General features: G+C 33.0%; 14 protein-coding genes. 11 read left to right on the plus strand and 3 right to left on the minus strand.

The features are described 5' to 3' along the window. The first annotated feature begins 160 nt into the window (after positions 1 to 160). The 6 genes from RH82_RS15390 (at position 161) to RH82_RS15420 (ending at position 7,922) form a co-directional block, all read left to right on the plus strand. On the plus strand, positions 161 to 859 hold the full coding sequence (locus RH82_RS15390; RefSeq protein ID WP_162182465.1) for a T9SS type A sorting domain-containing protein: 699 nt from the start codon (positions 161 to 163) through the stop codon (positions 857 to 859). A gap of 712 nt (positions 860 to 1,571) precedes the next feature. Continuing rightward, the gene (locus tag RH82_RS15400) at positions 1,572 to 1,805 is read left to right on the plus strand and encodes a hypothetical protein (RefSeq protein WP_156112503.1); all 234 of its coding nucleotides are present in this window, start codon (positions 1,572 to 1,574) and stop codon (positions 1,803 to 1,805) included. A 596-nt stretch (positions 1,806 to 2,401) separates the two neighbouring features. Beyond that, entirely contained in the window at positions 2,402 to 5,704 is a 3,303-nt protein-coding gene (locus RH82_RS15405) for a glycoside hydrolase family 2 TIM barrel-domain containing protein (RefSeq protein WP_034062092.1), read from the plus strand. Between the two features lie 357 nt (positions 5,705 to 6,061). Beyond that, on the plus strand, positions 6,062 to 7,000 hold the full coding sequence (locus RH82_RS18010; protein ID WP_162182466.1) for an alpha/beta fold hydrolase: 939 nt from the start codon (positions 6,062 to 6,064) through the stop codon (positions 6,998 to 7,000). Between the two features lie 252 nt (positions 7,001 to 7,252). Continuing rightward, positions 7,253 to 7,663 carry a hypothetical protein gene (locus RH82_RS15415; protein ID WP_034062094.1) on the plus strand — a complete coding sequence of 137 codons (411 nt, stop codon included), beginning with the start codon at positions 7,253 to 7,255 and terminating at the stop codon, positions 7,661 to 7,663. Beyond that, complete coding sequence (locus RH82_RS15420) at positions 7,638 to 7,922, plus strand: hypothetical protein (RefSeq protein ID WP_034062095.1); 285 nt, start codon at positions 7,638 to 7,640, stop codon at positions 7,920 to 7,922. The genes RH82_RS15415 and RH82_RS15420 overlap by 26 nt, the downstream gene beginning before the upstream one ends. Positions 7,923 to 8,071: 149 nt before the next feature. Here the strand turns inward: RH82_RS15420 and RH82_RS15425 are convergent, their stop codons facing one another. The 3 genes from RH82_RS15425 to RH82_RS15435 form a co-directional block, all read right to left on the minus strand. Next, positions 8,072 to 8,686 carry a TetR/AcrR family transcriptional regulator gene (locus tag RH82_RS15425; RefSeq protein WP_241148089.1) on the minus strand — a complete coding sequence of 205 codons (615 nt, stop codon included), beginning with the start codon at positions 8,684 to 8,686 and terminating at the stop codon, positions 8,072 to 8,074. Positions 8,687 to 8,730: 44 nt separating this feature from the next. Continuing rightward, positions 8,731 to 9,486, minus strand: coding sequence for an SDR family NAD(P)-dependent oxidoreductase (locus RH82_RS15430; protein WP_034062098.1), 756 nt, complete (start codon positions 9,484 to 9,486; stop codon positions 8,731 to 8,733). 882 nt (positions 9,487 to 10,368) lie between these two features. Further along, positions 10,369 to 11,169, minus strand: coding sequence for a class I SAM-dependent methyltransferase (locus RH82_RS15435; protein ID WP_034062100.1), 801 nt, complete (start codon positions 11,167 to 11,169; stop codon positions 10,369 to 10,371). A gap of 63 nt (positions 11,170 to 11,232) precedes the next feature. Between RH82_RS15435 and RH82_RS15440 the strand changes: the two genes are divergently transcribed. The 5 genes from RH82_RS15440 to RH82_RS15460 all read left to right on the plus strand — a co-directional run bounded on the left by RH82_RS15440 (position 11,233) and on the right by RH82_RS15460 (position 16,587). Then, a complete protein-coding gene (locus tag RH82_RS15440; protein WP_034062101.1) occupies positions 11,233 to 11,883 on the plus strand; it encodes a hypothetical protein in 651 nt (216 codons plus the stop codon). A gap of 16 nt (positions 11,884 to 11,899) precedes the next feature. Beyond that, the gene (gene kynU / locus RH82_RS15445) at positions 11,900 to 13,168 is read left to right on the plus strand and encodes a kynureninase (RefSeq protein WP_034062102.1); all 1,269 of its coding nucleotides are present in this window, start codon (positions 11,900 to 11,902) and stop codon (positions 13,166 to 13,168) included. A 79-nt stretch (positions 13,169 to 13,247) separates the two neighbouring features. Beyond that, positions 13,248 to 14,645 carry an FAD-dependent oxidoreductase gene (locus tag RH82_RS15450; RefSeq protein ID WP_034062159.1) on the plus strand — a complete coding sequence of 466 codons (1,398 nt, stop codon included), beginning with the start codon at positions 13,248 to 13,250 and terminating at the stop codon, positions 14,643 to 14,645. A gap of 4 nt (positions 14,646 to 14,649) precedes the next feature. Then, positions 14,650 to 15,063, plus strand: a complete 414-nt coding sequence (locus tag RH82_RS15455) for a RidA family protein (protein WP_034062104.1) — start codon at positions 14,650 to 14,652, stop codon at positions 15,061 to 15,063. Between the two features lie 48 nt (positions 15,064 to 15,111). Next, on the plus strand, positions 15,112 to 16,587 hold the full coding sequence (locus RH82_RS15460) for an aldehyde dehydrogenase (protein WP_052158381.1): 1,476 nt from the start codon (positions 15,112 to 15,114) through the stop codon (positions 16,585 to 16,587). Positions 16,588 to 16,618: the final 31 nt, after the last annotated feature.

Below are 16,618 nucleotides of genomic sequence, written 5' to 3' on the forward strand. Positions count from 1 at the left end.
GGGAGCACCAAAAAAAATATATTCCTGTTGGTCAAGGCTTTTTTGTAGTAGGCGATGCAGATGGCGGACAAATTCAATTTAACAATAGTCAGCGCGTTTTGTAAAGGAAGCGCCTGAGAATTCTGTATTCATGAGAGCCCATAATTCAGAATCAACAACTGTGAATAATTCGGAAAATGATTTTAGAACAAAATTTAGAATTGGTTTTGACGCCCCTAACATTAGTCATCGTCAAGTTTTGCTTACTCTTGATCAAACTACATCTGATGCTGTTGATTGGGGATATGATGCCGAAATGTACGAGGTTTTTGATGACGATATGTATTGGGTTATAAACGATAAAAAATATGTGATTCAAGCTACTAATGAGTTTGGTTTCGATAAAGAAATTCCCATAGGAATTCGAACAATGGGAGGTGGACTTATACGAATTAAAGTAGATGAGCTAGAACATGCAGAAAACTACAACTCACTTTATATTAAAGACAGTTTAACAGGTGAAATACATGATATTACAAACCAAACTTTTGAAATTAATCTAGATGCAGGTGAGTATCAAAATAGATTTTTTCTTGTACTCCAGCCAGCCACATTAACTATAGAGGAAGTCACTTTATTTGAAGGAGTTCACATTTATATGAATAATTCAATTTCCGAATTACAATTGAATAGTATTGAAACTACAGCTATAAGAAGTGTTAGTTTGTATAACAGTTTTGGACAACAGGTAAATACATGGAGTATACAAAAAAACAAGACATCTATCTCGTTACCAATGCATGTGGCTGCGGGAATTTATATTGTAATCGTCAAGACTACAACTGGAAACGTAAACAAAAAAATAATTATTACTAACTGATGTTTTTTTGTATTTATAACTATAAAATATATGTTTTTACAACGAAGAGGCTTCCAAATTGAAGCTTACACGATGCAAATTCGAAACCAACTGAAATGAAAGAGTTTAAAATTAGGCTTATAGCTTAATTGAAAATGATACTGAATATATAGGAAAAATCTCTTTTAGAGAAGCAATTGGCGAAATAACTCAAAGGTTAAGACTTTCAGCGATTAAGTATTTGGAAAATGTTACTGAAACAAAAGTAGATTCAACTAAAAATATAATTACAAACTTTTTCTACAATCCAGAAGTAAAACCAAATGGATCGTGTATTGATCATTGCACATCTGACAGAAAACATATGAGATATTTAAAAAAAACATACAGTTCTTCATTACAGAAAAAAAACATGTGTTTGAAGACAAAAATGATTTTTAAAGAAAATTACTTTTGGGTGTGGCAATTACATTATAATAAAAAATTATGGCTCAATTTTAAGAAGGTTATGGGAGTATAACCAAGATAAAAATGTTAATTCAGATTGGGGAAAAATTTAGCTAACACAGCAAATAAAAAATAACTGTCTTATGCTTAACCAATATTAGTTGCTAGCTTCTAATTTTCCTTAAAAAAACCATGGTGCACTTCAAAGAATTAGTTCTTCTTACTATTTTAGTTATTGGATAAACGAACATGTTGGCAACAATTAAAGAAACTAAAAATATTACAAATGGAAAAAAAATGGGTTTTATTAATAGCTATTTTGATTTTCTCAACATTCGTATTTGTTTATTGGAAACTGACTCGTGCTTATGGGAAAAAAGTATATGGAACAAAAATGTGGAGACATTGGCCTACGAGATTATCATATTGGCAAGGTGCAGTATTATATAGTATCGGGGTCACAGCGATAACAATGTTTCTTTTAAAATGGTCAAATGTTTTGATTTTTTTAGAAGTCTAAAAAACAAAACAGATTAACTTTAAGACCAAACTGATTTTAAAACTGCTGTGCGGCCGAACAAGTTTGCGTAATAAAAAACCGACTGACAAAAAATCGGAATCGGACTCTAAGATTTACTAATACTTATCCTCAATGGAGACTTTAATAGGTTTATCTAAGAATTTGGCCTAAGTGAACTGATAAAACAAAACCCGTTGCCAACACACACGTACAACAAATAGAAATCGACAAAACACACATCTGGAATGTATTGAGATAAAAACAAACTCTTGTTATAATAAAACCCTAATGAGACCTCAAAAACTAAAGTTTCGTCGCCTTAATGTCAAAAAGCATAGGATACAACCTCTCTTTTGAAACATAATTGCGCGAATTGGTTTCTACTAATTAGCTTAACATTTAGGCGTTTCTATACCTAGATTAAAACAATTTAAGCAAAAACGACTTAAGCATTAAGTTAAAGCAGAGGTTTTAGCTAAAAACTTGGATAGGATATGTACTTGACTTTGTCGAAAAAATCAATACCTTTCGATTAATGCATGATAAGCTTCTTTGAAACGGAAGTATATCTTAGTCATTGTATAAAATTATATCTAATGAATAAAGCTACACGAAATCCCTATCGAGTACTATCCTTTTTTTTATTGACAATAACATTACATAGTCAGCAAAAAAATCCTATTACAGAATACAAATACTACATTGAAAATGAAACTGTAATTGGTGAGCATAAATTAACTGCTCATGCTTCATTTACATCGTTCTCCACTATTGAAGCATGGAAAACCAACGCCTCTAAATATCACAAATCATTAAACGGCATATGGAAATTTAATTGGGTAAGAAACCCTAAAGATCGTCCTACCTCGTTTATGAACCCTGAGTTTAATACTTCAAAATGGGATGACATTAAAGTGCCTTCAAACTGGGAAGTTGAAGGATATGGAGTGCCAATATATTCAAACCATCAATATGAATTTTCAGACTATAAAGCGCCTGTAGCCGATGACATGGAGTTAATTGATAAAATCTATCCTAAAAATCCCGGCGATGTGCCAGAAAATTACAATCCCGTTGGTTCCTACGTAAAAGCGTTTACTCTAGATAAAGGTTGGAAAAACAAACAAAGTTTCTTGCATATTGGAGCTATGAAATCAGGTGGTTTTGTATGGGTAAATGGTCAATATATTGGGTACTCTCAAGGAAGTAAATTACCTGCTGAATTTAACATTACCAAAGCACTTAAAACAGGAAAGAACACTATTGCACTTCAAATTTTTCGTTGGACTGACGGTGCATATTTAGAGTGTCAAGATTTTTGGAGAATTAGCGGCATTGAACGCAATGTTTTTATTTACGCACAACCAAATACAAGAATTAAAGATTTCGAAGTGGTATCAACTTTAGATAAAGCTTACGAAAAAGGCATTTTAGAATTAGATATAGCGCTAGAAAATCATCTATCTAAAAACAAAAACTTAACTGTTTCTTGCCAACTATATGATGGAGCAACTATTTTATTGGAAGATAAAACAGCACTATTAATCGATAGTCATGCAAATAGTTCTGTGTCCTTTAAAAATGAAATAGAGAATGTAAAACAATGGAGCGCAGAGCATCCCAACTTATACACCCTATTAATTACTATAAAAAATAAGAAAGATGAGATACAAGAAGTTACTTCTAGAGACATTGGGTTTAGAAGTGTAGAAATTAAAAACGGATTGCTTTTAGTAAATGGACAAAGAATAACATTAAAAGGAGTAAATACCCAAGAAGCAGATCCAGAAACTGGTCATGTAATGTCTGAAGACTTAATAATGAAAGACATTCGTCTTTGGAAAGAAAACAACATTAATGCGGTTCGCTTAAGTCATTATCCTCGTAGTAGACGGTTTTACGAACTCTGCGATACCTATGGTATTTATGTTGTAGATGAAGCTAATATTGAATCTCATGGTATGTATTATGGTAAATATTCACTAGCTAAAAATCCTGATTGGGAGAAAGCACATATAGACAGAATGTTACGCATGGTAGCACGTGATAAAAATCATCCATCAGTAATCATCTGGTCAATGGGTAACGAAGCAGGAAATGGTGTAAACTTTTTTAAAGGTTACGATGCCATAAAAGCCAACGACAAAACCAAGCGCCCTGTCCAATACGAACGTCCTTATAAGGATTATGATGGCAGCCTATATGATATGGATAGCAATACAGATATTATAGTTCCTCAATATCCATCTCCAGCTCTTTTTGAAGAAATAGGCAGATCAAAAACAGACAGACCATTTATCCCTAGTGAATATGCACATGCGATGGGAAACAGTACTGGGAATTTTCAAGATTATTGGGACATAATAGAACAATACGACAATTTACAAGGTGGCTTTATTTGGGATTGGGTAGACCAATCCATCTGGAAAACCAACAATAAAGGAGAACGTTATTATGCTTATGGCGGAGATTATGGAAAGAATATGCCCAGCGATAACACGTTTTTAAATAACGGCATTGTGTTTCCAGACCGCACGCCTCAGCCTGCATTATTCGAAGTTAAAAAAGCACACGAATACATTAACTTTAAGCATAAAGGTATAAACGAACATGACGAATTAAGGGTGTTAATTGAAAACCTCTACGATTTCACAAATCTCAATGAGTTTAAATTTACCGCTAAGATTAAAGCAGATGGTAAAATTTTAAAAAGCATTAATATTGAAGCACTTTCTGTTGAAACACACACAGGAAAGCTAATTCGTATTCCTCTAAAGGCCATAGATTTTAAAGCGAATACTGAATATTTTGTAGAAATTTCAGCTACTACTAAAACGGATTGGGGAATTTTACCCGCCAAATTTGAAGTTGCTCATGAGCAAATTGCTTTAACTCAAAAGCACAGAAGAGTAGCAACAACCATTGCATTAAATTCTAAGCTAGTTGTCAAAAACGCTAATGGAATAATTACAATTTCAAATGAGACCTTTAAAATTATTTTTAATAAAAATGATGGGCGAATGACATCGTACACTTTCAATGGAAGTGAATTATTACAAGATGGTAAAGGTCCAAAACCCAATTTTTGGAGAGGCGTTACAGATAATGATTTTGGAAATGGAATGGAGAAAAATAATATCGAATGGAAAAAAGCGTCTTTACAAGCTACTGTATCAAAAATAGATCATAAAACCCTAGAAAACGGTACTATTTTATTGAATGTAACTTATAGTTTACCTGGAGTTAAAACCACGTTCCTTTCAAACTATAGTATATATGGAACTGGTGTCATTCAAATTCAAAACACACTAAATACTTCCCAATACGAAGGTGATATCCCTAGAATTGGAATGCGACTTCAAATACCAAAAACTTACAATAACTTAAGCTATTTTGGGAGAGGACCATGGGAAAATTATCAAGATCGAAACGCTTCCGCTTTTGTTGACGTTTACACCTCAAAAGTAGCAGGCCAATATGTGCCATACATAAGACCACAGGATAATGGATACAAAACGGATGCAAGATGGATAGCACTTTCCAATGAAAATAATACGGGACTCCTATTTGTTTCCAAAAAGGAACAAAACCTTGGGTTTAGTGCCCTTCATATGGAAAATGAAGATTTTGATACTACAGATGGTCTTGATTATAAAACATCGAAAAAGAACAAGCATACAATTGATATAAAAGAGAAAGATTTAGTACAATTAAATATCGATTTAGGACAAAGAGGTGTTGCAGGAGACGATAGTTGGTATTCAAAACCGCAAGAACAGTATCTCTACAAAGGAAGTAAAAAGCATGCTTATACTTTTTATGTTATTCCTTTTGAAAACGGTACTCCTGAAAAATATTTAGAGTTAAGTAAACTTCACAAAAATTTAAAGAACGAATAATTAGAAATTAACACTTACCTCGAAAAACGACATCCAGAAAATAGATCGATTTAAGGCGTTTCTAAACCAAAATTAAAACGTTTTCAAGCTGAAAAACCTATGGTGTAGGAATAAAAAGAAAGAATTAGAACAAATAAAAAGTCTTTTAGATACTGTAATAAATAAATTATATTTACGGGATAACGACAATATAAAAGTTTCAATATCCTAACCTATTTTCGGGATATAAATAATATAACGATCTATATAAGGAGTTGTAAAACATTTATGAAAACTACGATAAAATTAATTCTAAAAATACTCAAGTGGATTGGCAAAATTTTAGCTGGACTTATAATTCTACTATTGATATCAGGATTGTGCTTCCGATTATTTAGTTCAAAACCAGTTCCACCAGGAAAATTAGTTGATGTCAATGGAACTAAACTTCATATAAGAGCAGAGGGTAAAAAAAATGAATTACCAACGCTTATTCTTGAAGCGGGCGCAGGTAGTAGTACAGATATGTTGCATTGGATTGCGGAAGGACTGAAGAGTAATATGAGAGTTATTCGTTATGATAGAGAAGGGAAATGGTTTAGCGAATCAAGTAAAGACACTATTACACCAGAACTTTATGCCAATCAATTACATCAATTACTAGAAAAAAGTGGAGAAAAACCACCTTATATATTAGCAGGTCATTCTATGGGTGGTCCTTACAATCAAATATTCAGAGATCTCTATCCTAATGAAGTAAAAGGAATGGTCTTCCTCGATTCGAGTCATCCTGAACAATGGAATCGATTAGCACAAAAAGAGTTGTTTAGTGAAAATCAAATATTCCTAATAAAAACTATTGCAATCATTTCGGATATGGGGATAATAGGAGCTTACAATAAAATATTTGAATCTGAACCTACCAATGATGGCTTACCTAAAGATTGCCATACTCGTTCGCATAATCTTACTGCATATTCAGGGAAAGTTTTTCGTAGGTACATAAAAGAAAATGACATCAATGATAAAGTCCTTTTGAGAGCAGGTCAAACCAAAAATCTAGATTCTTTACCTGTATTGGTTTTTACTGCAACTGAACAGTATAAGGAATCTCAGAAAGAAAAATATAGAAATGAAGGAATAGACCCAGACGAGCAAATTGAAATATGGTTCAAAATGCAAAAAGAATTGAAAGAACTATCTACTAATGGAAAACAATTTGTTTTTGAAGCTAATCACGGTTCCATAATTACAAAAAAAGAAAATGCAGAAATAATTAATAAAGAAATACTATTAATGGCTGAAACTATTAAGTAGAAAAAAAACGTTTTACAACAATGTATAAAAAACATAGGGCGTTTTTGCTTAACCGAAAAGTCTGTGTGCATTAATGAAGTCCGCTAAATATAAAATTTGGCGTTTATAGAAGAAAAGATAAAAGCAAAATATTTATATTTTGCTAAGTAATAAATCGAAACGAAAGTCTTATTTATTGCCCTCCGTTTCTTATACATAACCGTTGTAAGCAATATGAAAAAAACCTTCTCTATCTCAATTTTACTTCTTCTGATGATTTTATCATCGTGTAAAAACAGGTTAGATAGCCAAAGGATTTCCAAAACAGAATTTCCAGAATTTAGTAGTTGGAGAGACCATTGGGAAAATCCTAATCAAAAAACACAATTACTGTCTAATTCGAAAATTCACACACGAGTTAAGGAGTGTTTAAATGATACAACAATTGTAGTTTTAACATCAACATTAATAGAAGACCTTGAAAGCTATTCAATTATCAAATCGTTAGGCGACATAAATAAAGACGGAATAAATGATTCAATTATTATAATACCTGAATTATTTATTACAAAAGAGAATAGTTATGAAAATGGCGCATCTGCAATATTTACAGACAAAAAAATTCCTCGCATCAGAGTTGACGTACCCTGCTTAGAAATTGAATACTTTTTTTTCTGTAGATGATATTAATAACGATGGGATTAATGAATTAGGGAAATATTATACGTCTTGCTCAAGTCGTTTTAAAAGTTTAGAATTAATTAGTTTAAATCAAGAAGAGTGGAAAATCAAAGGTCGAGTAACTTTTGATATTTTCTATAAAAAACCTAAAAAGGAGAAAAGAATTAAAAAAATTGAGCTAAATAAATTCCAAATGAGAGAAATAACATCTGAAAACACAGATAACATAATCGACATTTGGAAAATTTTTGAAATGAAATAAAAAACGTGTAACAACACCGTATTTAATTTATTGTTCGTTCTAGCCTACTTACGAAAATCCTCGCGGATTTTTCTATACCGTTTTTATTTACTAATTTAGTTGCTTAACCACGCACCTAACCTTATACACAAACGTTAGCACACATTTGGTCAACCCAACAATGACAATGCAACATTTATAGAATCAGCTGTTTCTTTTTTATTCGGACGAGTTTTGGAGACAACTCGAATACCATTATATAATGTGTAAAAAAGAGTTGCAAGGGACTTTAAATCATGTGTCGTTTTTAATTGACCACTTTCTTGACCTTTTTTAAGATAATTATAGAATACCTCCTCAAAATCTTGTTTGTTTTTTTCTAAAATTATTAAAAGACTTTCATCGTTTGGAATAAGTTCTGTTGTAGTATTTACAACAAAGCAACCTTTGTTATCTTTATCAAGTACATCTTCTTGAATAGCATTATGAAAAAGTTCTGAAAATCCAATCTTTACATTCGGCCGATTATCAAAAAAATGGATTACCCCTTCAAGATTTATATTACGGTAAAGTTCAAAAGATTTTCTAAAAAGTTGTTCTTTACCACCAAAAGTATCATAAATACTTGCTCTATTAATACCCAAACAATTAACCAAATCTTGGACAGAAGTAGCTGAATATCCTTGTTTCCAGAACAAATTCATTGCTTTGGTTAAGACTTCATTTTCATCAAATAATTTTACTCTAGGCATAATAAAAAATGTGGAAGCGATAAACGCTTCCACAAATATAATTTATTGGAACTATCATTCCAAATATGGATAAAAAATTAACTCAAAAGTGGATTAATGTTAATTCCACCATCTATATTATACTCACTACCCGTAATGAATGAAGCATCATCAGATGCTAAAAACGAAACAAGTTTAGCAATATCTTCAGGTTGACCAAAACGTTTTAAAGGAATACGATTTTGCATAGCTTCTGCAAATCCATTCAATTGCTCTTCGTCCATTCCAGTTTTACCGAAAATTGGTGTTGAAACCGGACCTGGATTTACTGAATTTACACGAATCTTTCTCGGAGCTAATTCTGTTGCAGCAGTTCGAGTATAGGAATTTAAAGCAGCTTTAGATGCAGCATAAACTGCAGTATTAGGCATTCCTGTATAAGCATTTACAGAGGATAAGTTTATAATTGAAGCACCATCATTTAATATTGGGAGAAACTTTTCAGTCGTGAAAAATGCACCTTTAAAATTAATTCCCATTTGATGGTCAAACATTTCTTCACTTATTTGCCCGATTGGAGCAGCTTGAAAAATTCCTGCATTTACGAATAATACGTCAACTTTTCCAAAATCAGTTTTTACTTGTTCAACCAATTCCTCTATTGCTGAAATGCTCTCAACATCTGCAACAATTCCTTTAACATCGAGTTCTTTAGCTGCCAATTGAACTTTATCCAAATTTCTTCCTGTTATTACAACAGTTGCACCTTGACTTTTTAATTCTTTGGCAGATGCATAACCAATCCCACTGTTACCACCAGTAACTACGGCAATTTTTCCCTTTAATTTATTCATTTTATCTCTTCTCTATTTATTAATAATACCGGAACGATCATTCCGTTTGCAAACATACGAATACTAGAATGATTATTCCAAATAAAATTTTGATTACTTTGAGAAAAACTAAAACGTGGGCGAACAACGTATATAAAACATAACTAATTCAGTCTTTCCGAAAGGTCCTCGCATATTTATTAAGTCTGCCAAATTTTTATTTTTGTATATTTATAAAATAAAATTTAGATAGAAAAAAATAAAAATTCGGCTCATGTTTAATACGAAAAGCTAGCGTTTATTTAGACGCTACATTTCATATAAAAAGACCGTTGGCAACACTTAAAGAAACTAAAAATATTACATATGGAAAAAAAATGGATTTTATTAATAGCCATTTTGATTTTCTCAACATTCGTATTTGTTTACTGGAAACTGACTCGTGCTTATGGGAAAAAAGTATATGAAACAAAAATGTGGAGACATTAGCCTACGAGATTATCCTATTGGCAAGGTGCAGTATTATATAGTATCGGGTTCACAGCTGTAACAATGTTTCTTTTAAAATGGTCAAATGTTTTGATTTTTTTAGAAGTCTAAAAAACAAAACAAATTAACTTTATGACCAAACTGATTTTAAAACTGCTGTGCGGCCGAACAAGTTTGCAGAATAAAAAACCGACTGACAGAAAATTGGAATCGGACTCTAAGATTTACTAATACTTATCCTCAATGGAGACTTTAATAGGTTTATCTAAGAATTTGGCCTAAGTGAACTGATAAAACAAAACCCGTTGCCAACGTACACGTACAACAAATAGAAATCGACAAAACACACATCTGGAGTGTACTGAAATAAAAACCAACTCTTGTTATAATAAAACCTTAATCAGACTTCAAAAACTAAAGTTTAGTCGCCTTAATTTCAAAAATCAAAGGATATAATTTTTCTTTAGTTACATAATTTCCCGATTTCGTTTCTACTAATTCGGGCAAAACGTTATAAGGACTTTCATTATACTCGTTTAAATATTCAATTTTTAAACCTGCTTCAGTTAAAGTATTTATTACTTCACTTAAACCATGATTCCAACCATATTCTTTTGTCACCATTTTAGAATCTTGGTTAGCGTAAGTACCTTCATATTCCTCGTAAATAACTTCATCTTGCATGTAGCCATATTTTATAACTGATTTACTATCTAAATAATCAAACATCCAAACAATGGGATGAAATTCTACCATGTAAAACGTGCCTCCTTTTTTTAATTTCTCGGCAACCATCTTCCCCCAAGGTTTTAAATCTGGCAACCATCCAATAACACCATAACTAGTGAAAACAACATCAAAAACACCTTCAACATGCTTTGCAGTATCCAAGACATTACAGCATACAAACTGAGCGTCTAAATTTAATTCTGAATTAAGCTTTTGTGCCAGTTTCACTCCTTCATCGCTTAAATCTACGCCAGTACATTTGGCGCCTAACCTACTCCAACTTAAAGTATCTTGACCGAAATGACATTGTAAATGCAATAAAGATTTCCCTGTAACATCACCTAAAGCCTCAAGCTCATATCGCATTAAAGACGTTTTTCCTTTTTTAAAAGCTTCCATAGCATACATATCGCTTTCAGCATGCACTTTTACTTTATCATTCCAAGTCGCTTTATTTGCGTTAAAGTATTCTGAATTATTACTCATATCTAGTTGGTATTTTCTCAAAACTAATTAATATTTCTTAGCTTTGAAAGAAAACCAAAAACCATGTACAGATTATTAATAATTTGCTTGCTTATTTTTTCGTCTTGCAAGCAAGAACAGCCACAAAAAGAATATTCGCTTGCCGAAAAGATTGCGAATGCTCATGGTTTTGAAAATTGGGATCAAGTAAAAGCATTTCACTTCTCATTTAATGTCGATAAAGACAGTTCTCACTTTGGTCGTTCTTGGATCTGGAAACCAAAAGCTAATGAGGTAACCATGCTTACCAAAAAAGATACTATTACATACAAAACCTACAAAATAGAACAAGAAAGCTTAAAAGCAGATCGTGCTTTTATAAACGATAAATACTGGGCATTATTCCCATTTCAATTGGTTTGGGATACTAGTGCAACTCTAGGCGAACCTTCTAAAGCCGAAGCTCCAATTAGCAAAAAACAACTTAATAAAGTAACTTTAACCTATCCAGCAAAAGGTGGCTATACTCCTGGAGATGCTTACGATATTTTCTATGATGACAGTTACACTATTCAAGAATGGGCTTTTAGAGAGGCAAATTCTGCGGAACCATCTATGATTAATACTTTTGAAAATCACAAAGATTTCAGTGGTATAAAAATAGCTCAAGACCATAAAAAAGCGGAAGGGAATTGGAATCTAAATTTCACAAACATTAAAGTAATTACAGAATAACAAAAAAACAGATCAGGTGTCAAACTATACTTTAGGAATCAACTACGCTAAGCAATTAGATAAAGAAGATAAATTATCACATTACAGAGATCAATTTCATATCCCAAAAGATAAGGATGGGAATAATTGGTTATACTTTACAGGTAACTCTCTAGGTTTACAACCAAAAGCCACTCAAAAATACATCCAACAAGAATTAGAAGATTGGGCAAACTTTGGTGTAGAAGGTCATTTTGATGCTAAAAATCCCTGGATGCCATATCATGAATTCCTAACAGAATCTATGGCGAAAATTGTTGGTGCAAAACCAATAGAAGTGGTTATAATGAATACCTTAACCACTAACTTACATTTGCTAATGGTCAGTTTTTACCAACCAACAAAAACGAAATACAAAATAATAATTGAGAGTGATGCTTTTCCAAGCGATAGATACGCAGTACAAACGCAATTAGATTTTCATGGTTTTGATGCCAATGAAGGCGTAATAGAATGGAAACCAAGACCAGGTGAAGACCTCTTAAATATTGAAGATCTTGAAACTATTCTTGAAGAACAAGGAGACGAAATAGCATTATTACTTATTGGAGGCGTAAACTATTACACAGGACAATATTTAGATTTAAAAAAAATAGCCGAATTAGGTCATGCTAAAAACTGTATGGTAGGCATCGATTTAGCGCATGGTGCGGGAAATATAAAACCAGATTTTCATGATTCTGGTGTAGACTTTGCTGCTTGGTGTACCTATAAGTATTTAAACTCTGGCCCTGGAAGTTTAGGAGGCATTTTTGTACATGAAAAGCATGCACATAATAAAAAACTAAAACGTTTTTCAGGTTGGTGGAGCCATAATAAAGAAACCCGTTTTAATATGAGGCAACCACTAGATGTTATTCCTGGTGCAGAAGGTTGGCAACTTAGTAATCCGCCAATATTATCTATGGCAGCAATAAAAGCATCGTTAGATATGTTTAATGACGTTGGAATGAATGCGCTTCGTGAAAAATCTGAGAAACTAACGGGCTATTTTGAGTTTTTAATTAATGAATTGAATAACGATAAAATAAAAATAATTACACCTTCTAATCCATCAGAAAGAGGTTGTCAATTATCTATACAAGTAAAAAGTGCAGATAAAAATTTACATAAAAAACTAACAGATGCGCATATTATTACAGATTGGCGAGAACCAGATGTAATTCGCTGTGCTCCTGTACCATTATATAATACTTTTGAAGATGTTTACAAAATGGTTAAAAAATTGAAAGAAATATTAAGTTAACTTGGTATTCCTGCGAAAACAGGAAACCGTTGTTAATGCAAACTAAAATTAGATTACTGCCTTCGCAGGAATGAAAAATATGAACAAGAAAGACAACATACTTATAATTGGAGCTGGACTCTGTGGCTCTTTACTAGCCTTACGTTTAGCCCAAAGAGGTTACACTGTTAACGTTTACGAAAGCAGACCAGATTTACGTACTACAGATATTTCTGCAGGACGCTCAATAAACTTAGCATTATCAGATCGTGGATTAAAAGCCTTGAGATTGGCAGGTATAGAAGACAAAGTAAAACCGCTTTGCATACCAATGTATGGCCGATTGGTTCATGATGTTGAAGGCAACACGTTTCCTTCAAACTATTCTGGTCGCGATGGAGAATTTATTAATTCTATTTCTAGAGGAGAGCTAAATGGCCTACTACTAACAGAAGCAGATAAATATGACAACCTAACCATTCATTTTAATAAAAAATGTAATGGTATCGACATAGAAAATAATACTGCGCAACTATACGATTACGAAACTAAAGCTGAATTAAAAGTTAAAGGCGATGTGCTTTTTGGAACAGATGGCGCAGGATCTTCACTTCGAAAAGGCTACTATTTAGAACGTAAATTTCTATTTAGTTTTTCTCAAAACTACTTAACGCATGGTTATAAAGAATTAGAAATCCCCGCATCTAAAGAAGGTAAACATTTAATAAGCAAAGACTATTTACACATTTGGCCAAGAGGAGAATACATGGTTATTGCCTTACCAAATTTAGACGGAAGCTTTACAGTTACACTCTTTTTAAGTTACGATGAAGGCGAATACAATTTCAATAATCTAACAACAGAAGAAACTATAAAAGCATTCTTTAAAACTCAGTTCCCAGATGCATTAGCATTGATTCCAAATATAGCCGAAGAATTTTTCAACAATCCAACAGGACCATTGGGCACTATAAAATGTTCGCCTTGGCATTACCAAAACAAAAATATTTTATTAGGAGATTCCGCACATGCTATAGTTCCTTTTTACGGACAAGGTATGAATGCTTCCTTTGAAGATGTTACCGTTTTTGATGCTATTTTAGACAAACATGAAGGCGACTGGGAAACCATTTTTAAAGTCTATGGAAAAACACGTAAAGTAGACACAGATGCCATTGCAGATTTAGCGATAGACAACTACTACGAAATGCGAGATCATGTAGCAAACCCTATATTCAAAGAAAAACGTATCTTAGAAATGGCTTTAGAAAAGCAATTTCCAAAGGAGTATTTTTCTAAATATTCTATGGTAACTTTTAAAGAAGATATTCCTTATAGTCAAGCCATGAGAAAAGGAAGAGCGCAAGACAAAGCTATTTTGAATATGATCGCAGATAAGAATATTAACATGCAAGACGATCTTAAAACATTATTAAAAAAAGTACAACAAGAAACCGAAGCAATTTTACAGGACGATAATATTGCTGGATTAAAATAAAACAATGAACGAAGGAACTAAAGTAACACCAAGAGGAGCATATCCACACGTAAAACAAGTTGGCGATTTCATTTTCGTTTCAGGAACCAGTTCTAGAAGAGCAGACAACACCATTGCTGGAGTAGATATAATTGATGAAATGGGAACCAAACGTTTAAATGCAGAAGTGCAAACACGTGAAGTTTTAAAAAACATTGATACAAACCTAAAAAAGGTTGGAGCAAGTTTAAAAGACGTTGTAGACGTTACTTCTTTTTTGGTAAACATGAATGATTTTGCAGGCTACAACAAAGCCTACGGAGAATTTTTCGAGAAAGAAACTGGACCAACCAGAACAACAGTTGCTGTACACCAATTACCACATCCAGATTTGGTAGTTGAAATTAAGGTGATGGCCTATAAACCAGTTCCTGAGTAGGCAGGAATCTAATGTTAGTAAAGATAATTTTGAATTAACCTAATTGTAATGTCAAAAGAAAAAAGCAATGAGATTCCTGCCTTCGCAAGCATCCAAAACTACATAAACGGAAACTTCCATAACCCAATTCAAGACCATTGGATAGACAATTACAATCCTAGTAATGGTGAAATCTACGGACAAATACCAAACTCTAGTAAAGAAGATGTAGAAAACGCATATATAGCTGCGAAATCTGCTTTTCCTGTGTGGTCTCAAACCACTTTAGAAGAACGCAGTCGTATTTTGATACAGATTTCAGAATTGTTAGAAGCTAATTTACAGCGCTTCGCTGAAGCCGAAAGTAAAGACAATGGCAAACCTATAAGTTTAGCAAAAGCAATTGATATTCCAAGAGCTGCAAGTAATTTTAGATTTTTTGGTAATGCCATTACACAATTTGCAAGCGAAAGTCACGAAAGCGTAGGCCAACAAGCCGTTAATTACACTTTGCGCCAACCCATTGGAGTTGTTGGTTGTATTTCGCCTTGGAACCTTCCACTCTATCTCTTTACTTGGAAAATTGCGCCAGCAATTGCAGCAGGAAACTGCGTCGTTGCCAAACCAAGTGAAATTACACCAATGACGGCTTATTTATTAGGAGAGATTTGCACAGAAGCAGGACTACCAAAAGGTGTTTTAAATATTGTTCACGGTCTTGGTACAACAACAGGTCAAGCCATTATTGAGCATCAAGATATTAAAGCTATTAGTTTTACAGGAGGAACGGCAACAGGAGCACATATTGCACGAGTAGCAGCTCCAATGTTTAAAAAACTATCTTTAGAATTAGGTGGGAAAAACCCAAACATCATTTTCGCAGATTGCGATTATGAGGACATGCTGGATACTACAGTACGTTCCTCTTTTGCTAATCAAGGTCAAATTTGTTTATGTGGAAGCCGCATTTTTGTAGAAGCTTCTATTTATGAGAAATTTAAAAAAGATTTTGTTGAAAAAATAAAGGATCTAAAAGTTGGGCACCCTTCTGAAGCATCAACTAATATAGGTGCTTTGGTTTCGAAACCTCATTTAGAAAAAGTAAAAGACTATATCGAAATTGCGAAAGCAGAAAAAGGTATCGTTTTATGTGGCGGAAATCAAGTAACAGTTAAAGGTTACGAAAACGGTTACTATTTAGAACCAACAGTAATTGAAGTACCAAATGATGAATGCAGAGTAAACCAAGAAGAGATTTTTGGACCCATAGTTACAATCATGCCTTTTAACACGGAAGACGAAGTCTTACAAATGGCAAATAAAGTTAAGTATGGCTTATCTGCCACACTGTGGACAAACAACTTAAAACGTACCATGCGCATGAGCCACCAATTACAAGCTGGTATTGTTTGGGTAAACACTTGGATGATGCGCGATTTACGAACACCTTTTGGTGGTGTAAAAGCTTCTGGTGTTGGACGCGAAGGTGGATTTGAAGCGCTACGCTTTTTTACTGAAGCTAAGAATGTTTGTATAAAATATTAAGAAAGAACTAACATAATAGAACCAAGAATCA

Origin of the sequence: Lacinutrix jangbogonensis (assembly GCF_000797445.1) — a bacterium.
GTDB classification, from domain to species: domain Bacteria; phylum Bacteroidota; class Bacteroidia; order Flavobacteriales; family Flavobacteriaceae; genus Lacinutrix; species Lacinutrix jangbogonensis.